General features: G+C 42.5%; 18 protein-coding genes. 10 read left to right on the top strand and 8 right to left on the bottom strand.

Translation table 11 applies throughout. The features are described from left to right. Positions 1-3: 3 nt before the first annotated feature. Positions 4-1,056, top strand: a complete 1,053-nt coding sequence (locus tag THMIRH_RS07710; protein WP_173291539.1) for a hypothetical protein — start codon at positions 4-6, stop codon at positions 1,054-1,056. 27 nt (positions 1,057-1,083) lie between these two features. Here the strand turns inward: THMIRH_RS07710 and cynS are convergent, their stop codons facing one another. Beyond that, positions 1,084-1,527 carry a cyanase gene (gene cynS, locus THMIRH_RS07705; RefSeq protein WP_173291538.1) on the bottom strand — a complete coding sequence of 148 codons (444 nt, stop codon included), beginning with the start codon at positions 1,525-1,527 and terminating at the stop codon, positions 1,084-1,086. Positions 1,528-1,858: 331 nt separating this feature from the next. On the opposite strand from cynS, the gene THMIRH_RS07700 reads away from it, so the two are divergent. Genes THMIRH_RS07700 through THMIRH_RS07690 form a run of 3 tightly spaced genes read left to right on the top strand, consistent with a single transcriptional unit; the run spans position 1,859 to position 4,912 of the window. Then, positions 1,859-2,395, top strand: a complete 537-nt coding sequence (locus THMIRH_RS07700) for an OsmC family protein (protein ID WP_173291537.1) — start codon at positions 1,859-1,861, stop codon at positions 2,393-2,395. Positions 2,396-2,452: 57 nt separating this feature from the next. Continuing rightward, positions 2,453-3,535 carry an acyl-CoA dehydrogenase family protein gene (locus tag THMIRH_RS07695; protein WP_173291536.1) on the top strand — a complete coding sequence of 361 codons (1,083 nt, stop codon included), beginning with the start codon at positions 2,453-2,455 and terminating at the stop codon, positions 3,533-3,535. 9 nt (positions 3,536-3,544) lie between these two features. Further along, a complete protein-coding gene (locus THMIRH_RS07690) occupies positions 3,545-4,912 on the top strand; it encodes an FAD-dependent oxidoreductase (RefSeq protein ID WP_173291535.1) in 1,368 nt (455 codons plus the stop codon). Positions 4,913-4,982: 70 nt separating this feature from the next. Here the strand turns inward: THMIRH_RS07690 and THMIRH_RS07685 are convergent, their stop codons facing one another. Next, positions 4,983-6,731 (bottom strand): sigma-54 interaction domain-containing protein, encoded by a 1,749-nt coding sequence (locus tag THMIRH_RS07685; protein WP_173291534.1) that lies wholly within the window; start codon positions 6,729-6,731, stop codon positions 4,983-4,985. A 125-nt stretch (positions 6,732-6,856) separates the two neighbouring features. Here THMIRH_RS07685 and THMIRH_RS07680 point away from each other — a divergent pair, with 125 nt between their 5' ends. Beyond that, positions 6,857-7,072, top strand: coding sequence for a hypothetical protein (locus THMIRH_RS07680; protein ID WP_173291533.1), 216 nt, complete (start codon positions 6,857-6,859; stop codon positions 7,070-7,072). A 25-nt stretch (positions 7,073-7,097) separates the two neighbouring features. Here the strand turns inward: THMIRH_RS07680 and THMIRH_RS07675 are convergent, their stop codons facing one another. The 6 genes from THMIRH_RS07675 to THMIRH_RS07650 all read right to left on the bottom strand — a co-directional run bounded on the left by THMIRH_RS07675 (position 7,098) and on the right by THMIRH_RS07650 (position 14,846). Then, positions 7,098-7,928 (bottom strand): ABC transporter permease, encoded by an 831-nt coding sequence (locus THMIRH_RS07675; protein WP_173291532.1) that lies wholly within the window; start codon positions 7,926-7,928, stop codon positions 7,098-7,100. Beyond that, complete coding sequence (locus tag THMIRH_RS07670; protein ID WP_173291531.1) at positions 7,925-9,178, bottom strand: ABC transporter substrate-binding protein; 1,254 nt, start codon at positions 9,176-9,178, stop codon at positions 7,925-7,927. The genes THMIRH_RS07675 and THMIRH_RS07670 overlap by 4 nt, the downstream gene beginning before the upstream one ends. 60 nt (positions 9,179-9,238) lie before the next feature. Next, positions 9,239-10,024 carry an ABC transporter ATP-binding protein gene (locus THMIRH_RS07665; protein ID WP_173291530.1) on the bottom strand — a complete coding sequence of 262 codons (786 nt, stop codon included), beginning with the start codon at positions 10,022-10,024 and terminating at the stop codon, positions 9,239-9,241. Positions 10,025-10,306: 282 nt separating this feature from the next. Next, entirely contained in the window at positions 10,307-11,515 is a 1,209-nt protein-coding gene (locus THMIRH_RS07660; protein ID WP_173291529.1) for a hypothetical protein, read from the bottom strand. 185 nt (positions 11,516-11,700) lie between these two features. After that, positions 11,701-13,962, bottom strand: coding sequence for a patatin-like phospholipase family protein (locus tag THMIRH_RS07655; RefSeq protein ID WP_173291528.1), 2,262 nt, complete (start codon positions 13,960-13,962; stop codon positions 11,701-11,703). Then, positions 13,959-14,846 carry an SDR family oxidoreductase gene (locus THMIRH_RS07650; RefSeq protein ID WP_243831409.1) on the bottom strand — a complete coding sequence of 296 codons (888 nt, stop codon included), beginning with the start codon at positions 14,844-14,846 and terminating at the stop codon, positions 13,959-13,961. Before THMIRH_RS07650 ends, THMIRH_RS07655 begins: the two co-directional genes overlap by 4 nt. Before the next feature lie 131 nt (positions 14,847-14,977). Here THMIRH_RS07650 and THMIRH_RS07645 point away from each other — a divergent pair, with 131 nt between their 5' ends. From THMIRH_RS07645 to ruvA, 5 genes are all read left to right on the top strand, one after another. Further along, entirely contained in the window at positions 14,978-15,694 is a 717-nt protein-coding gene (locus THMIRH_RS07645; RefSeq protein ID WP_173291526.1) for a DUF502 domain-containing protein, read from the top strand. Between the two features lie 41 nt (positions 15,695-15,735). Continuing rightward, entirely contained in the window at positions 15,736-17,517 is a 1,782-nt protein-coding gene (aspS, locus tag THMIRH_RS07640; RefSeq protein ID WP_173292439.1) for an aspartate--tRNA ligase, read from the top strand. A 60-nt stretch (positions 17,518-17,577) separates the two neighbouring features. Then, positions 17,578-18,663 carry a quinolinate synthase NadA gene (gene nadA / locus THMIRH_RS07635; protein ID WP_173291525.1) on the top strand — a complete coding sequence of 362 codons (1,086 nt, stop codon included), beginning with the start codon at positions 17,578-17,580 and terminating at the stop codon, positions 18,661-18,663. A gap of 88 nt (positions 18,664-18,751) precedes the next feature. Beyond that, positions 18,752-19,270 (top strand): crossover junction endodeoxyribonuclease RuvC, encoded by a 519-nt coding sequence (ruvC, locus tag THMIRH_RS07630; protein WP_173291524.1) that lies wholly within the window; start codon positions 18,752-18,754, stop codon positions 19,268-19,270. 53 nt (positions 19,271-19,323) lie between these two features. After that, a complete protein-coding gene (ruvA, locus tag THMIRH_RS07625) occupies positions 19,324-19,953 on the top strand; it encodes a Holliday junction branch migration protein RuvA (RefSeq protein ID WP_173291523.1) in 630 nt (209 codons plus the stop codon). The last annotated feature ends 12 nt before the right edge of the window (positions 19,954-19,965 follow it).

Genomic DNA, 19,965 nt, shown 5'->3' with positions numbered 1-19,965 from the left:
GGTATGACACCCAAAATAGTCACCTTTTGGCTGCCGAATGCATTACCGGCAGCCAGAGTTCAATCCGCAACCGCTGAGTTAAAGAAACTTAACTTACGCCACCTACAAAACCTGCTATCCAAAGCAGACGCCTTTTCCTCTAAGTCTCGCGAATTTGCAGAACAAGCGTGTCACTTGGCGCATTATCCTCACGCCTTGCCGGTAGCGCCAATCACCGCCAGTATGGATTTAGCCAATTTTGATCCCAGTTTGTTTTGGTTAAGGGTTGACCCTGTTCAAATGGTGCCTGATAGAGATCAACTTTTGATGATGCCGCCAGATATCCTTAAGGTCACTGAAAGTGAAGCTAAGGCTTTAATCACGGCATTTAATGAGCACTTTGCAGCAGATCAAGTGCAATTGTTATATGGTGCGCCACAGCGTTGGTATTTGTCGATCAAGCAGGTGGTGGATGTGCAATCAACATCACTTGAAAAAGCTGCGGGTTGTTCTATACAAGATAAACTACCAAAAGGGAATGCGGCTACCTATTGGAAACAGTTGCTCAACGAAACCCAAATGTTGTTTTATACCCACCCCGTAAATGAAACGCGTCGAATGCAGGGCTTGCCTGAGATTAACAGCGTTTGGATTTGGGGTGAGGGGCGATTGCCTGAATTTGATCAGATCGCTCAGGATTGGTGCTTCTTAACTGAAGATATTTATCTAAAAGGTTTGGCGAATTGGTCGGGTTCAGCAGTCCAAGATTTACCTCAAAATAACCCATACGCTAACACTGAAAACGACCAGGCCTGGTTAAATTTAAGCACGAAAAAACGCTATTTCGTTTACCCGGATAAATTGAATCATCAATTATCTGATGTGACAGAATCGCAATGGTTAGAATCCTTGCAAACCCTTGAAAATGATTGGTTTTCAGTATTTGAAGCGCAGCTCAGAGCTGGTGAAATCGAATCCTTGTTAATCGATTTAGGGTTAGGTCAATATTTTCATATCACGCCTAAACATTTTAAGAAGTTTTGGCGTCGTCAAAAGCCGTTATCCCATTGGGCGTAACGGCATTTAATTTTGCTAAACCCTGTTTTACCAGGCTTTATAAGCTAAAAATTTACCGTTCATTTTAACAACAACGCGGTCACCGGCTGGATTTTCTTCTTTATCAATATCCATTGTGAAATCGATGGCGCTCATAATACCGTCACCAAACTTTTCATGAATGAGTTCTTTCATGGTTGGGCCATACACACCCACAATTTCATACAAACGATAAATTAAAGGGTCTGTCGGTACGAGCTTGTCCCAAGATTTGTGAGGGAAAGTTTGTAGTGCCGCTTCAACATCAGCGTCCAATCCTAAAAATGCACACAGCTTTGCTGCTGGCTCTGCTTCTAAGTGATTCATACCTAAACAAGCCGAGGTTGTATAGACTTCACTGAGACCTGTGGCGGCTGCGATTTCTACCCAACCGGTTTTCTTTTCTGCTTTAGCCAAAATAATTGCTTCAGTCATTGCTACTTTAGACAACATAGTTTCTTCCTTTTTTTGAACATTAAATAAATAGACGAACACTCTTATGCAAGCGATATGCCAGACTTATTAAGTGCTTGATTTGTATTGATAAAATGTATTTTTGATTGCGTCAAAAGGTTTTTTGTCGTACAAAATGTTACATTGTTAAGTTAAATGTAACTAATTGTTAACAATTGTGAATTATTTAAGTCACAGTTTGGGCTAAAAATTAGATAACTTATTGAATTTTATAGTTATTGCTGTGTTGGCATTCTGGTCGCTATGTCTGGGTAACTTTCGATTACCGAAATAAATTTAAAATTAATTAAAACGATCTAGGAGTTCCAACATGACTGAAATTTACATCCCATCTTGCATTCGTCCAATTGATACTGACGGACTTAATAAACTGGGTGAAGCAGGTAAAGCAAACCCTAACGCCATTAAAACCTTAAAGTCTAAGACAGTACTTGAAGGGCAATTTAAGAACTTTAACTATGTTCGTGATTTAGAGCCAGTGGTCGTTGATGAGCCACCTGTTCTTTTGGGTGAAGATACAGCACCCAACCCATCTGAAATGGCATTGCTCTCTTTGGGTTCTTGTTTGTCTGTTGGGGTTCAAGCTAACGCCACTCAGCGTGGTATTCCTTTAACAAAATTAGAAGTGCATTTAGAAGGTGATATTAACATCACCGCCGTTTGGGGTACGGGTGATATTGACCCTAACAAAAAATTAGGGGTGACAGATGTGCGTGCCACTTTTGTGATTGAATCTCCAGGCGCATCTAAGGAAACGCTAGAAGAATTAGTGGCTCATGCCATGAAGTGGTCGCCAGTGGCAAATACTTATTTAAATGCCGTCAATATGAGTGGAAAACTCGCTTAATAAAAACCAAATTTGACCAGGCCTGGTTAATTTCAGGCCTAAATTGGAGTAAATCTAATGATTCAGAATATTGTTAAAAAAGATTTAAAGCCGCTAACACTCTCAATTGACCATGGTACTTATACCACTGAGATTTTAGAAAAGTTAGGTAAAGCAGGCGCATTTCGTCATCATATTCCATCACAAAATAATGGTGAATTGAATTTGTTTGGCACCATTGCAGATATGGCGGTGGTTTCAGAAGAATGTATGTCAACCGGCTTTATGATGTGGGCACAAACAGTTTGTGCTTGGTATATTGAAAACTCTGAAAACGAGTGGCTTAAAACTGAAATTTTGCCGAAGATGGTTGAAGGCGAATTGTTTGGTGCGACTTCTTTGTCTAACCCAATGAAGTATTTTGCAGGTATTGAAGAGTTAAAATTGTCTGCGACAGAAACAGAAGAAGGTTACATTATCAATGGCACTTTACCTTGGGTTTCAAACCTTTTAGAAGGTTCAAGCAAGCACTTCTTTGGTTCAATTTTTACCGTCCATGGTAAAGATGGCGTAGCAGACCGTGATGCAATGGCTTTAATTCCTTGTGACCTAGATGGATTAACCATGAAACAAATGGTGCAGTTTGTGGGTATGGAAGGCACAGGCACTTACGCTTTGATTTTTGACAATGCGTTTTTACCTAAAAAGTATTTATTGTCAGATCCTGTGACACCACTGCTTAAAAAAATGAAAGCTGGATTTATATTGCTGCAAACCGGAATGGCTGCCGGCGTGATTCAGGGTTCTATTAATGAAATGAAAAAATCTAACCTAACCTTGGGTGAAACCAATGCTTACCTAGATGATTCGCCAGAAGAGCTTCAAGAAGAATTAGATGACGCTTTAGAGTTTATTCAAGGGTTATGTGAAGATCCCTATACCCCAGGCGAAGACTATATTAAGTCTGTGTTAGAAGCGCGTTTATTGGGTGCGGAAATTTGCAAACGCTCGGCGGATTCTGTGATGCAACATGCGGGTGCTAAAGGGTATATCGTTGATGCTGCGGCGCACCGTAAACAGCGAGAGGCTTACTTTGTGATTATCGTTACCCCGTCAATTAAACATTTAAGAAAAGAAATAGCTAGGCTAGAAGCCGCTTAAGGAGCCACCATGACTCAGCCATATCAGAAATACATTTGCCGAACTTGCGGTTTAATTTATGACGAAGAGTTAGGGGATATAGATTCAGGTTTAGCACCTGGAACTCGTTTTGCTGATATTCCTGATGATTGGTATTGTCCACTATGCTTGGTGAGCAAAGATGATTTTGTGTTGATTGATGAATCAGCAAAATCAGCTTCTGCTGACCAGCCAAAATCCAAAGTCAGTAATCAAGCAGATGTGTTAATAATCGGTTCAGGTTATGCAGGTTGGCAAACCGCTGAGGCTATTCGAAAAGCCAGTCCAGACTCTGTGATTACTTTATTAACGGCAGACGATGGCACGGTTTATCCTAAACCAGCACTGTCAATGGCACTCAGTCAAAACAGAACGCCAGACGATTTACCTGAAGCAACTGCCAATGAAAAAGCTAACGAATTGGGCATAGGGGTTAAAACACGCACCAAAGTCATGTCGATTAATACCCAGCGCAAAAAAGTCACCACCACGACCGGCAGTTTTAGTTATGCAAAGCTGGTGTTAGCCACAGGCGCTAAGGCTTTATCACCGAAAATTGCAGGTGATGCGGCTCACGAAATGATGACGGTGAATGATTTAAATGCCTATAAAAAGTTTTATAAACTCCTATTAGACAAGCCAAAGGTCACTTTGATTGGCGGCGGCTTGATTGCCACTGAATTAGCGGAGGATTTGCGATCTTTTGGTGTCGAAGTCGATATGATTGTGAGAGGCGCGCATTTGATGAGCCAAATCATGCCAGAGATGATTTCGAGAAACTTAGCCGAAAAATTGAAATCTCGTGGTGTGAATCTTATTTTTAATTCTGAAGTCATTGAAATGAATGCCTCAGAAAAGGGTGGCTATCAATTAAAAACCGACCAAGGCGAAGTTTTGGAGTCTGGTTTGGTGTTGGCTGCCATCGGCTTAGCACCGAATATTGAATTAGCCAAAAAAGCTAAGCTAAAAACAAACCTGGGTATTTGCATCAATGCCTATTGTCAAACCAGTGATCCTGATGTGTATGCGGTGGGTGATTGTGCAGAAACCGATGGCGTGGTGCAAGCCTATTTAGAGCCCATTCGTCGTCAGGTTAAAGTGCTGGCTAGTCATATTGCGGGCGATAATAGCAGTCAGTTTAATATTATCCCGACGCTGATAAAAACCAAAACACCGAGCTTGGCGATTATGTTAAGTCCGCCTTTAAAAGCGACTCACGGTCAATGGGAAATGAATATGCAGGCGGGCGATAACCAAAGACTGTTTTATACCCAAGGCACTGAAGTGACTGGGTTTGCCTTAAGTGGCGACTTAGTTTCAACCGCCAATGCCCTTTACAAAGAAACTTATCATTTATAACCCTTTCGCCTATAAACCCATCAACTAAAAACCTTCTCCAAAGCTGGCATTAGCCAGCTTTGTCTCATTCTTATTCTTCAAGCTCTAATTTTTTAAGACGATAACTGAATTGTCTAGGTGTCATGTTAAGCATTAAAGCGGCTCTGGTTTTATTGCCGCGCGCCATTTCTAAGGCTTGTTTTAGGGTTTCAACTTCGGCATCCGACACTTTCCAATAATCTCTTTTCTCAAAATAACCCGTTTGTCCAAATGGGTTAGGTTGTTGAAAAGGTTGCGCTGAGTTCAAGGCTGGGTTGTAGCCGCCCTCATAATTGGCAAATTGTCCTTGCCCCAAGGTTGGGGATTGTGGGGCCATGTTAGTGTTTGGAAAAGGATTTTGTTGCATGGGCCAACCTTGAGGAGTGGCTGGTGTTTTTTCAGCTTGACGGTTACTTGATGCCTTGCCACCAAGGTTGATGGCTTTTTCATCGCTGATAATCGATTGAATCAAAGGGGCTTTAATCAGCCTGTGCTGGTCTGCCATTAAAACAGCTCTTTTAATCACATTTTCAAGCTGACGAATATTGCCAGGCCAGTCGTAATGTTCTAAAAATTCCATCGCGCCGACATCAAAAATAGTGCTGAGTTGATATTCTTGGTTTGCTTGGTTGAGAAAGTGTCTGGCTAATAATCGAATATCCCCCGCGCGATCTCTTAAAGGCGGCAATTCAATGGGGAAAACATTTAGACGATAAAATAAATCGAGTCTAAATTTTCCAAGATTAACGGCTTCATTTAAATCTTTATGAGATGCCACAATGATTCTGACATCCACCGGAATCGGTTTTACACCCCCAACACGGGTCACAGATTTATCTTCTAACACCCTTAAAAGTTTGGCTTGTAGGCTCAGGTCTAAATCTGCAATCTCATCTAAAAAAAGCGTGCCTTGATTGGCTAATTCCATTTGGCCTTGTTTGGTTTTACCGGCACCGGTAAATGAACCTTTTTCGTGGCCAAAAAGTTCTGACTCCAGTAAATCTTTTGGAATGGCGGCGCAGTTAATGGCGATAAACGGACCATCTTGGCGTCTTGATGATAAATGAAGCATTCGAGAGAATTTTTCTTTACCAGTGCCCGATTCGCCTTTTAATAAAACCGTGACCGCTGCATTGGCTGCACGACTGACTTGATTGAGAGCGTTCATAAGGCTGCTGCTTTCGCCAATAATGCCATACTGACTGCCTTGGCTGGTCGTTAGGGCTTTTAATTGTTCGTTTTCTTCTTTAAGAATTTGGGTTTGGCGTTCAAGCATGTTGTGTACAGCGAGAATTTCACTGATAAAAACAGCAATTAATTTGAGTAGGCTTAAATCTTTGTCTAAAGACCGAGTGCTTTTTCTTAAACGGTTAACCGCTAAGACGCCCACAACAGTGCCGTTGCGGATAATTGGTGTTGCTAAAAAAGATACGGTTTCTTGTGGTAGGGTGGAGCGATCAACAGTTCTGCATAGGTAGTCGGTTTCTTGGTCAATGTCTGGCACAATAATTGGTGTTCCAGTGTGCATGACCTTGCCTGAAATCCCTTCTTTGATGGCAAAGCGGCTTTTGGCGATTTCATTTTGGGTGAGTCCATAAGCATAGGCGGCTTTTAAAAATCCGGTGTTAGCTTCTTGGAGTAAAACGCGCCCACGATTTAAGCCGATTTGTCGGGAAATCAAACTTAAGATGGTGTGTATGGCTTTTTCTGGCTGGTAGGCATTTTCAATTTCTTCGGCTGCTTCTTTGATCACCAAATACTCAGTTTGATTGGTAATGTCTATGCGTTCATATTTTTTCAAAAGCAACTCCCAAAAATGTTCTAAAAGCGCGAAAATAGTATTTTGTTAACTTCATTAAAATCTATTATGGTGGTGTTTACCGCTAAAGTAAAATGTAATTGTTAACCTTTGTAAGGATTTGTAAAATGGGTATTGCATGTTCGTTATATGATCAATTGGAAATCATGTCTTCAAACCGTCAAGCTGTTCGTTTGGTGTTTGAGGATAAAACTAAATTATTCGAAGGACAAATTAAGACCTTAACCGCTAAATCGGGTAAAGAGTTTGCTGTCAGCGCGACAGATGAATGGGTAGATTTAGATGGGTTACTGGCCATAGAAATGATAAAACCAACCGATTAAGGTTGGTTTTATGGATTTTGTCGAATTATTCAACATGCCAAGAGTAGCGTTTGATGAGTTTGACGGCTACAAAGTCTAATAAGTAACCTATCGCACCGATGACCACTACGATGGCTGCCAGTTTGTCGTAATCTAAAGTGTCGCGAGCATCGTTAATGGCATAGCCTAATCCAGAGGTTACCCCAAGATATTCAGCGGGCACTAACACAACCCAAGCAACGCCTATGGCTAAACGAATCCCTGCAAACACATCTTGAGCGATGGCTGGCAGAATGACGCGTCTAAGCATTTGGTAACCATCAGCACCTAGGTTGCGAGCAACTTGGAACCAGTTGGGATCGATGCGTTGCACACCGTGAGCAGTCCCGAAAATGATCGGCCAAACGGTTGCCATAACCAATAAGAAGATAATGGCATTGTCCCAGCTTTCAAAAGCCAAAACAGAGATGGGCATCCAGGCTAATGGACTGATCATGCGTAAAAACTGAAAAGGCATGTTAGCAACTTGGCGAACCGGTAAAAAGTAACCGACCAAAATACCCATGGGAACCCCAATCACAATCCCCCAGAATAAACCATAGATAATACGGTATAAACTTGAGTAAATGGTTTCCCATAGCGTGCCATTGAGAATCAGTTCCCATAAGGCAACAAAAGTTGGGCCGGGTGCAAAAGCGGCAAATGCTTCGGTATTTGGATTAGAGGCAATTAATAACCCCCCAATCCACCAAAGGAATAGCAAAATGCCCATACCCATGGTTGCATATACAAAGCCTTGCACGCCTGTGGGTAAACTTTTAAAGCGTTTTGACAAGTCGCTCAAAGTCAATTTAGGGGTTACCGCGATTGAACTCATAATACAAATACCTCTTCACGATTCAGTGGGTCATTTGGATTGACACCAGGTACTTTTTTCCAAGCATCGAACTTGTCCATCGCATTTTTAACATATTCATAATTCACTAAGTCTTTCACAACAAAGTCAGTATCCAAATCTTTTAAGAAAGTGATGTCGCCTGTCACTAGGGTTTCTTTGAGTTGATCAACAATGAACTTGGTGGCTGATGGATAAGGGTAAGGGTTAAAGTCAATACGACCAACGCCCCAGTCGGCATGTTCAATGGCGGCTGGTTTTGTATAATGCTCAACCGAGTAATCAGTCATGGCTTTTAAAACAACATTGGCTTTCATAGGTAAGTATTTTTTGCCTTCACGAGAAAGCATATGGGCTACTTCTTCTTTGTGCTCTTGTGCATAAAGTGCGCCACGAACCACAGCATTCATAACCTTTTGTGACCATTCTTTCTTTTTATCAACATCATCATCATGCATACAAATAACGCAGCAAGGATGGTTTTTCCAAATGTCGCCGGTAAAACGCAACATTTTTCCGCCGGCTAATAATTCGCCCGCCGCGTTAAAGGGTTCGGCTACGATAAAAGCATCAATTTTTTTAGCAGCCAAAGCCGGTGGCATATCTGGCGGAGGCATAATTTGTAGGTTGACTTGATTAGGTTTGAGTGGATCTTTTTGGTCTTGAATCACAGGTTCTAGACCGGCATTTTTTAAGGCCATTTGTAGCACAATATTGTGCATAGAATACCAGTAAGGCACGGCGATTTGTTTACCACCCAATTGCGAAAATTCTTCAATGCCCGTATGTTTTCCAACCACTAGCCCTGAGCCATTGGTGTGTGCCCAACCTGTGATTTTGATAGGGAATTTATTGTTATACCGCATCCAGACAGGAATGGGCTTTAAGAAATGGACTAGGTTAAATTTCTTCGCTGCAAAGCCTTCAATTAAAGGTGACCAACCGCGGATAAGAGTTGGTTTTTCAGTTTTTAAACCCTCGTCTTCAAAAAAGCCCATGGCATGAGCAACCAAAAGGGCGCTGGCATCAGTAATGGGTAGATAGCCGATACGAACCACTTCATCTTCTGGCATTTCCATATTGGCAAAAGCTTGCGAAGGCAAGCTCATGGCTGCGGCCAAGCCCCCAGCGGTGGCTAGGCTATCTAATATAAATTCACGACGCCCTTTTTTAGGGTTGTAGACATAATCTAATCTTGAGGACTCATTTTCAACATTGCAATATTGGCACATGGTTCTTACTCCTGGTTTTTTAAAATTTAATAGCTAATTCGGTCAATTTGTTAAATGGGGTTAAGCGGTTTCTTGCAGAGCTTTCTGTTTGGCCTGGTCAATTTTTTCGAATTCGGCAAACAGTTGTTCTTTAAGAATATTAAAAGCATCAGAGCTGCGATCTCTTGGATAAGAAAAATCCACGCTGAGTTCGCCAACAATTTCGCCTGGGTTTTGGCTCATGATGATTACTTTATCAGCCATGGCGACGGCTTCTTCAATGTCGTGTGTTACCATCACCATAGTGATGCCTTGGTCGTGACAAATTTGCGACACTTCATTTTGTAAAGAAGTTCGGGTAAACGCATCTAGCGCAGAAAAAGGTTCGTCCAAAAGTAGGATTTCTGGTTCTGTGGCCAAAGAGCGCGCCAAAGCTACCCTTTGCTGTTGTCCGCCAGACAATTGCTGAACATTTTTGTCTTTGTGTTCAGCCAAGCCGACCATGTCGAGTAAGTCTTCAACCTTGTCCTTTTTGTCTTTGTAGGTTCCTGAAAAAACCAATCCCAAAGCGGCATTTTCACGAACGGTCATCCAAGGATAAAGCGAGGGCTTTTGGAACATCATGTTCCATTTGGCGCTCGGCTTAGTCACTGTATGACCATTGATGCGAATGGCACCATCAGAAGGAATTAATAAACCAGCAATCATTTGCAAAAGGGTTGACTTACCACAACCGCTTCGACCGATTAAGGCCGTTAACTGACCCTTGGGAATGGATAGGTTGATATCCTTAAGTGTTGGTTTGGTTTGTTTTTTGAAAGTATGCGAAAGGTTGGCAATCCATACATTTGAAGCTTTACTGGGCATAGTGAGTCTCTTTTTTCATAAGTTAATTTTATGTATACATAGCGTGCTTAGTGCCATATGTTTAAAGTGTATTAAAATCAACAACATATCTATTTAAGAGTGCAAATTTCGCTAAAAATGCGTCTTTTTTGTAATTAATTGTTAACAATTGTCTTAATTTGGTAGGTATTTGTCAGGCGCATTTTCGTAATTTGGCGTATTTTGGTGCAGCAATTCCAAATTGGCATAAAAAAACCCGCATAAAGCGGGTTAATGAATTTATTGTTTACCTTTGATTTGAAATTAGAATTTAGCTTCTCCCCAGATCCATACTTTATTAGTGTCTGTATAAAGTTTGTCAGCACTATAGGCCGCATATTTGATGCCAGCGGTATAGATTTTATTGAATTTTTTAGCGACCAATAAATCATATTCCGTACCGTATTTAGTGCTGCCTTTGTCAGCGCTAAAGTCGTGGTAAATTGCAGCGAGTTTTAATCCGAAGGCTTTTCCTGAAATATCGATGTAATTATCAACCAGGCCTGTTGCAGGCGTTACTAGGAATTTATCTGCCCAACCGTTGTAAAGATGTAAAGTCGCTAAAGGTGTGTTGAAACTTTTGGTGCCATCGCCGCCCAGTTTCTCTTGACCGAGGGTGATAGAGCCAGTTTTGTAGGCCAGCCCTAATTCAGCACGAGTGTATTCACCTCCAGTAATATTTTTACTGTCCGCATAATCCCCTTGTGAAGCATATTCCAAGTGGTATTTGATTTTCATGTCTTCAGTGATGGGTGTGCCGCCAGAAAGTCTAGCACCCATGGTACTGCTGTCTGTGCCTGCGTCGTAATCAATTAAGAATGCATAACCTTCAAGTTTTGCGAAAGAAAAACCATCGTACTGTGCTTTGAAGGCATGTGTTTTCATAGGTAATTCAACGCCAACCGGATTGCTGGCGTTGGTGATATAGGCATAGTCAATTAGGGTGCTGGCTATGTCTTTTGATTTTAAAGAGAAGCCAGTGTAGGTTTGTTCTTTTTGACGCCAGCCAACATTCCCTAAAAAGCGGTTGTCGATAATAATGCGCTGCTCACCTGCTTTTAACTGGGTTTCGCTGATTTTGTATCCAATCCACGCTTGGTTTAACACAGTGATTGATGGATCTAAAACAATGGCTTTGGTGCCAGTGTTTGCATCAGGTCCTAGTGGTACTTTGTAACCGTCACGAGCGCCTAATGAAGAGGTGTCAGACATTTCCATAAATGCTGAAAAACCTTTAAAGTCACCAGTCATGTAGCCGATACGCGTTCTTTCCGTAAAGGCTGCGGCATTGTCAGTGCCTTTTTGGTCAACACCTTCGTAACGCACGCGAATATCAACCGTTGCTTTGCCGCCAGTGAGTGCATCTGTGAACTCATCAGCAAAGACGATTTGTGGGGTTGATAGTGAAGTTAAGCCAAGTGCAGAAGTTGCAATGATGGCTTGGATGTTCTTGCTTAGTAAGTTTTTTTTCATATCAGTGATCTCCTTGTTCTGCCCAGCTATTGCAGTTGATATGCCAGCTTAACAAAGTTTATATAAATCAAAGATTTAACCTAAAATATCAGAAAATTTGATGAGGTAGGGTGTTATTTTTTATGACCCAATGTTTACAAATGTAAACATTGGTGTAAGGTTTTGTCGTTTTTAGAGAAGTGAGCTTAGTAGAATTCTTTGCCAAAATACAAGTAGAGCGATTGGTTTTTGGTGTTTTGATAGCCATAAGCTAAATAGACTGGTCCAATAAAACTATTGAGTCCAACGAAAACACTACTGGCGTAAAGCAACTTGTTCAAGTCTATATTAGATCTTTTGTTGTCCGCTGTGGTGGCATCAAACACATTGCCCGCTTCTAAGGTGGTACCAATATAAAGTGGAAAATTGAGGGTTCGGCTGGTGTTTCCGGACAGTCTATATTGGTATTTAATACGCCCAAAAATTAAGCGGTCGCCAAATAGAGCGTCTTCGGCATAACCTGATAAGCGTTGAAAGCCGCCCAGCGTTTTAAAGCTGTGAATGTTGGCTAGGGAGTTATTGTCTGAATCACTATATTGAAAAAAACCGTTAAAAGTATGGCGTCCGATGGAGTGAAATTTAGAAAATTCCATTTGCCACTCTTGTGCCAAGGGTAGGTCGCTCCAGCTTTCACGGTTATTGAGTATTTGCGCATTAAAGCGAGTTCCGCGATCAGGAAAGCTCACCTGATTGAGGGTGTCATAAGACAATTCGAGCGCTGTAATTTTGTCATAGTAATTGGTTTTAACTTGGGCGCTGGTTTTAGGGCCGAGCGCTAACTCACCTTTTTCTGCATAAAGCTTTAGGCTGACATTTAATTGTTGAGATAGGTTGTAACCAAAGTAAACACCGAAAGATTGCGCTTGGTGTTCTAGTCTAAATTCAGAATACAAATTGCGATTTTCGGTATCGACAATTCGATAGACATGGTCACGATATTCAACAAAGGGTTTTATAAAATACTCATGTCGGTCATTAAAGGGTTGATAGTAGGCGGTGTGCAATAATACGGTGTCACCAAATTGCATTTCATTTCGCCATTCGCCGCCCATCGAATTAGCGGGCATATAGGTGTGTCGAATCCCAAGATTAAAAATATTGGTGTCGTAAAAGTTTGACGCTAAATCAAATTTCAGCTTAAAAAAGTTGGGTCCCCAGGAGGGTTCTTCTGCGTAAATGTGCAGTTCATTTTGCTGTTGGTGTTCTTCGATTTCGTAGTGCAGTAGCTGAAAAAATCCTGTGCCATAGAGCGTGGCGATATTGGTATCCAGTAGCGTTTTATTGAACTCCTCGCCTAAAGGCTGGCGAATATGCTCTTGAATCATGGTGGTTGAAAGTCGGGTGCGATTATGAATGTTGAGTCGGTGAATAATCAGCGGTGCCGAGGTTGTTTTTTCGGGTAGAGTTTGGCGAGAAGCCAATTTTTTTAGGGCATTTTGTTGTTGTACAACCGCTTGTTCGCCCAGTTTAATTAACTTGACTGCCTGGTCAAAGTTTCCAGCGCCTATATTGCCTAATTGAGGTATTAAGTGGATGTCCTGTGCTTGTAAAGTAGCCAGTTGCGCAAGGGTGTTATTGGTGGTCATGCTGGAAATTATTTGATCAGAAATCGCCACAAAACTACCCAAATTTTCTTTTTTAGTTTTGGGTGTATGGATGTCTGACACGATCACAATGTTTGCGCCCATTTGGCGCACCACATCAATGGGGGTGTTGTTGGTAATGCCGCCATCGACCAATAAATGATTGTTGATTTTAACCGGCGCAAAAACACCCGGCACAGACATACTGGCGCGTAACGCTTTGGCGAGATTGCCATGGTCTAAAATAACCGATTCACTGCTTTCGATATCGGTAGCCACTGCGCGAAAGGGTATTTTAAGTTGGTTAAAGTCGATGGATTTTCCCTGAATAGGGCTGTTGACCAGTAATCCTTCTAAGAGGTTGTATTGTTGCTGTCCTTGCAAGAGTCCGCTGGGAAAGAGCAATTCCCAGTGGTTCATGCCGATTTCACCCGGGATAAAATAGCCATATTGGTCTTGTTTGCGGCGAAAAGACAGATAGTAGCGTGGCGGATTGTCATTGAGAATTTGTTCCCAATCAATATGCGTCGCAAAAGTTTCAATTTCTGAGATGCTAAGGCCTGCAGCGTATAGCCCGCCAATGAGTGCCCCCATGCTGGTGCCGCTGATGTAGTCGATAGGGATATTTTGTTTCTCTAGGGCTTTAATTACGCCGATATGTGCTAGACCACGAGCACCTCCACCCGCCAAAACAAGTCCAATTTTAGGGCGATTTTCGACACTGTTTTGAGTTGAAAATGACCAGGCCTGGTTAAAATTAAGCGCTAAAACCATGCCCAACAGGATTTGCAGCAGGGTTTTAGTGTTGAAATTATGGAATGTCATCTTTTACCGTTGCCACCGGCCTTAATTAACAGTTGGTCAAGCCAGCGGCTGGGTAATAAGCGTTTGAGCACGGCAAAGACTTTTGTGGGAAGGGTGACTCGATAACGCACTTTGGGAATTGGGTTATTGATGGCATGTAACAAACATTGGGTCACTGCCTCAGGGCCGAGGGTAAAGGGTGCGCTGGGCCCCACGGTTTCTAGGCGATTTATCATGGCTTGATAGTTTTCTTGATGGGCAGAGGGTTTGCCGGCAATCCATTGTTTGAACTGGGTGTAGGCATTTTCTCTAAATTTAGACAGTATTGGGCCTGGTTCGATAATGCTGACCTGAATATTGGCTGATTTAAGCTCTAGTCTGAGTGTGTCTGCCAAGCCCTCAATCGCAAATTTACTGGCGTTATAAGCGCCACGATAAGGCATGGCTGCAAACCCTAAAATAGAGCTGTTATAAATAATTTTGCCACTGCCTTGCGTGCGCATCACGGGAATGACCAAATTAGTGAGCTCTTGTGTGCCAAACACATTGGTTTCAAATTGAAAACGAAGGGCGTCACGGCTTAGGTCTTCAACGGCGCCCGGTAAGCCAAATGCGGCATTATTGAATAAAACATCTAAGCGGTTGTTGGTGAATTGCAAAATTTGACTCATAGCAAATTGAATGGACTGGCTGCAGGCCATGTCCATTTGAAAACAAGTGAGCCCCTCTTGGTTAAGGCGCGCAACATCTGCTTGTTGACGGCAAGTGGCGATGACTTGATAGCCTTTGGCTTGGCAAGTTTTGGCAGCGTTATAGCCAATACCAGAAGAACAGCCGGTGATTAAAATAATGGGTTTTTGTTGAGATAACACAGGGCTTTTACCAATCAGAATGAATTGTTCCAAACTTTAGCATAATTGCCTTTAAAAATTGTCAAGATTCGTTGAATTAATCAAAGGTTTGTTGGGAATTTTTAATATAATAACGCGCTCCAAAGTATTCAGAGTACATTTACTGCTGCGGCAGAGGTTGAATTATGGGATTGATAAAGCGCTACTTAATTGCGGGTTTACTGGTTTGGTTACCTTTGGGTGTCACCATTGCGGCCTTAATATTTTTGATTAATTTGTTTGATCAAAGTTTATTACTGTTACCGCCACAATATCGCCCAGATGCATTGCTTGGCGTCCATGTACCCGGTTTTGGGATTTTGCTCTCTTTGGCATTGATTTTAATCACCGGTATGTTGGTGGCCAACTTCTTGGGTGGCAAAATTGTAGGGCTGTGGGAAGGTTTGTTATCGCGAATTCCTCTGGTGCGGTCTATTTATACCGCAGTAAAGCAAATTGCCGAAGCCTTGTTTGGGAATGGCTCGCAAACCTTTCAAAAGGTGTACTTAATACAATACCCGCGCCAAGGGCTTTGGACATTGGCTTTCCAAACCAGTTTGCAACAGGGTGAAGCGCAGCGCAAAACAGGATTAAACGAAGTGGTCAATATGTTTGTGCCGACGACGCCAAACCCCACTTCTGGTTTTTTCTTAATGGCCTCTAAGAATGAAATTATTGAATTAGACATGTCAGTAGACAGTGCTTTAAAAATGGTCATTTCCGGTGGTGTAGTTGTACCACTCGAAAAACACAAGCAAATGCAAAAAATAGAACAGGCAACTGCACTTCAATCTGATGCGGTTGCTCCACAAGCAGGTCACGCCGCGGAATCGTCTGAGCCGCCTGCTAAAGAAACACACTAAATTTTAATAAAGATATTTGAATAAAAGGGTTTAACAACATGATGCGTACACACTATTGTGGACAAGTAACTGAAGCTTTAGAAGGTCAACAAGTCACGGTTTCTGGCTGGGTTCACCGTCGCCGTGACCACGGTGGGGTAATATTTATTGACTTGCGTGACCGTGAAGGTTTAGTGCAAATTGTTGTTAACCCAGACGATGCTGAGAAGTTTGCTAAAGCCGAAAAAGTTCGCTCTGAGTATGTATTAAAAGTGATTGGTCAAGTGACTGCCCGCGTACCAGAAACCATTAACGAGCGTATGGCGACCGGTAAAATCGAAATTGTAGCGAGCGATATTGAAGTGCTTTCGGTGTCTGCCCCCATTCCGTTCCAGTTAGACGACAAAACCATTTCTGAAGAAGTGCGCTTAACTTATCGTTATTTAGATTTGCGTCGTGAAGAGATGCAATATGCCATGAAAACCCGTTACAAAGTCACGCGCTCAATGCGTCGTTATTTAGATGATAAAGGGTTTATGGACATGGAAACACCTATCCTAACCAAGTCAACCCCAGAAGGCGCGCGTGATTATTTGGTGCCCAGTCGTACACACCTAAACAAATTTTTTGCGTTACCTCAGTCACCGCAGTTGTTTAAACAATTGTTGATGATGTCAGGTTTTGACCGTTATTATCAAATCACGCGTTGTTTCCGTGACGAAGATTTGCGTGCCGACCGTCAACCTGAATTCACTCAATTAGATATTGAAACTTCTTTTATGTCTGAAGCAGAAGTGATGGACTTAATGGAAGGTTTGGCCAAAACCATTTTCCGTGAAGGCGTGGATGTGCATTTTGATTATGAATTCCCTCGCATGACCTATGCAGATGCAATTTCAAAATACGGAATTGACCGTCCTGATTTACGCATCAAGATGGAATTGGTGGATGTTGCTGATTTATTGCAAGACATCGACTTTAAAGTATTTGCAGCACCCGCCAAAGATCCTATGGGGCGCGTAGCAGCTTTGCGTGTGCCACAAGGTGGCAAGATGACCCGTAAAGAAATTGATGATTACACCAAGTTTGTCAGTATTTATGGTGCTAAAGGTTTGGCTTATATTAAAGTCAATGACTTGGCTGCGGGTATTGAGGGATTGCAATCACCGATTGTTAAATTCTTCCCAGACCAAGTCATGGAAATTTTGGCGCGCGTGGGTGCACAAGATGGTGATTTAGTTTTCTTTGGTGCCGACAAAGCCAAAATCGTAAACGAAGCTTTAGGTGCTTTGCGTTGTAAAATTGGTGAAGATTTAGGGTTGATTGAACAAGAATGGGCGCCTGTTTGGGTGGTGGATTTCCCAATGTTTGAAATGGATGAAAAACAAGCGCGTCTAACCGCAGTGCATCACCCATTTACACAACCTAAAGCCACCACCGAAGAAATTCTAAATCACACGGCGCCACACCAAATGTTGGCCAAAGCTTATGATCTAGTCATTAACGGTATTGAAGTGGGCGGTGGTTCGGTGCGTATTCACGATACCAATATGCAGGCTGCGGTCTTTAAGTTATTAGGTATTAGCGATGAAGATGCTAATGAGAAGTTTGGTTTCTTACTCAATGCACTTAAATACGGTTGCCCACCACATGCAGGTATGGCGTTTGGTTTAGATCGTTTAGTCATGTTAATGATTAAACGCGAATCGATTCGTGATGTTATTGCCTTCCCGAAAACTCAGTCAGCCGCCTGTTTGTTAACAGAAGCCCCTGGTATTGTGGATGATCAGCAACTGATTGATTTAGATTTGCGTTTTAGAAAACCGGCAGTACCTAAGTCTTAACCGCGTTTTTTCTTTATTTAAGGATTCTACCAAGCCCGCTTACGCGGGCTTAGGACTATTATGGATATTCTAGATTTACAAGCGAAAAGCATTCCTGCAGCATTGCAATCTCGAATTGATGCTTTGGCCATTGCTGCGCCTACTGCTCCTTGGCTTTCTGCCGCTGAAAAACAACACCTTAAAGACACCATCAAAACCCTGCTCAAACAAAAAAATGCCCAGCTGGTTGCGCATTATTATGTAGATGATGAACTGCAAGCCTTGGCTGAAGAAACCGGCGGCAAGGTTGCCGATTCTTTAGAAATGGCGAATTTTGGTGCCCAGTCTAAGGCGGATATTTTGGTGGTTTGCGGGGTGCGTTTTATGGGCGAAACCGCCAAAATGCTCAGCCCTGAAAAAACCATTTTAATGCCAGATTTAAATGCCACTTGTTCGCTCGATGAAGGCTGTCCGCCCGAAGAGTTTGCTAAGTTTTGTGCCAAATATCCCGACCATAAAGTGGTGGTTTACGCCAATACCAGTGCCGAAGTGAAAGCCATTGCCGACTGGGTGGTCACCTCTGGCAATGCTTTGGAAATTGTGTCGCACCTAAAAGCCCAAGGCGAAAAAATCATTTGGGCGCCGGATCAGCATTTGGGTAATTGGATTGAGCAGCAAACCGGTATTGAAATGATTCGCTGGCAGGGCAACTGCATCGTGCATCACGAATTTCAAACCTACGAGTTGCAAGCCTTAAAAGAAAAACATCCTGATGCTAAAGTATTGGTGCATCCTGAGTCCCCAAAAGAAGTGGTGGCTTTGGCGGATGTGGTGGGTTCAACGCGCGTTATGATTGAAGCGGTGCAAAATATGCCCGATCAAAAATTTATTGTCGCCACTGACTATGGCATTTTTTATAAGATGCAACAGGTCGCACCGGGCAAAACGCTCATAGTCGCGCCCACAGGCGGTTCTAAAAATACCTGTAATTCATGTGCGCACTGCCCGTGGATGGCGATGAACAGTTTGCAAAACCTGGCAGCTTGTTTACAAAATATGACAGGTGAGGTTTTAATTGAAGAGTCTATTCGAGTTAAAGCCTTGGCATCGGTTGAGCGTATGTTGCAGTTTTCGCGTCAGCAAGGCTTGGTGAAAATTCAGGCCTAAAATGCGCTAAAAACTCGTTATAAGAACGCGCTAAAAATGCACTAATCATGCATAAAAATGACCAGGCCTGGTCAAAATTGAGGCACATTTGGCAAAAATCAGTCGTATTTTAGGCATAGATCCAGGGTCACGAAAAACCGGGTTTGGTGTGATAGAGTCAGGCCGTTATCATCCAAAATATTTGGTGAGCGGCGTGATTCGGGTTGAAAAATATTCGGGCGCAGATCGTCTTAAGAATATTTTTGAATCAGTGACACAAATTATTGAACAATATCAACCTGATGTGGTGGCTGTTGAAAAGGTGTTTGTGTACAAAAATCCCAATTCAGCGATTATTTTAGGTCAAGCTCGTGGGGTTATCTTGTGCGCGGCAGCCTTAAAAAATATCCCCATTATGGAATACACGCCCACTCAAATCAAAAGTACCATCGTGGGTCAAGGGCATGCGGGCAAGGCGCAGATTCAATTTATGGTGCAAAATCTGTTAAAGCTCACGCAATGTCCGCAAGAAGATGCCGCCGATGCGCTCGCGTGTGCGCTTTGTCATGATCGTTATATGACCTTGGGCATAGACCCGCAAGCCATTTCTAAAGGCACAAGATTTTAACGAGATTTTAAATTAGGTTTTCATAGAAGCCTCAAGGGTTTGACTGGAAGATTATGATAGGATTTTTAATCGGTAAATTACACGCCAAACAACCGCCCTTGTTGTTGGTCAATGTCAATGGCGTTGGCTATGAGGTTGAAGCACCCATGTCCACTTTTTATGCGCTGGGCGCGGAAGGATCAGATGTGACTTTATTAACCCATATGCATGTCAGAGAAGATGCCATGTTGTTATTTGGGTTTGCGACCGAACATGAGCGTGCATTGTTTAAAGAATTGATTAAAGTCAATGGTGTGGGTGCTAAGATGGCTTTAGCCATTTTGTCATCTATGTCGGTGCAAGATTTTGTGTTTGCGGTGGATGCAGCCAACAGTGCTGGTTTAACGAAAATACCTGGGGTTGGCAAAAAAACAGCCGATCGTTTGGTGATTGAAATGCGTGACCGCTTGAAAAATTGGGCATTGATGTTTGCTGCTAATGGAAAGCCGTTGAGTTTAGTTTCTCAGGGCGCTTCGGTCGCGCCAATTCAAACCCTGGGGCAAGTACAAAGGTCTGCAATTAATGCCCTAGAGTCTTTAGGTTATAAAACTGCGCAAGCCGAAAGTATGATTGGCGATATAGATGCCGAAGGCCTTACCCTAGAAGCCTTAATTAAAAAAGCATTGCAAGCCGTTAAGGTTTAAGGACAAAAGAGA

Source organism: Thiosulfativibrio zosterae (assembly GCF_011398155.1).
In the GTDB taxonomy this organism is placed as follows: Bacteria; Pseudomonadota; Gammaproteobacteria; order Thiomicrospirales; family Thiomicrospiraceae; genus Thiosulfativibrio; species Thiosulfativibrio zosterae.
Note: the sequence above shows the minus strand (reverse complement) of the source record. Positions and strands in the feature narration are given on the sequence as shown.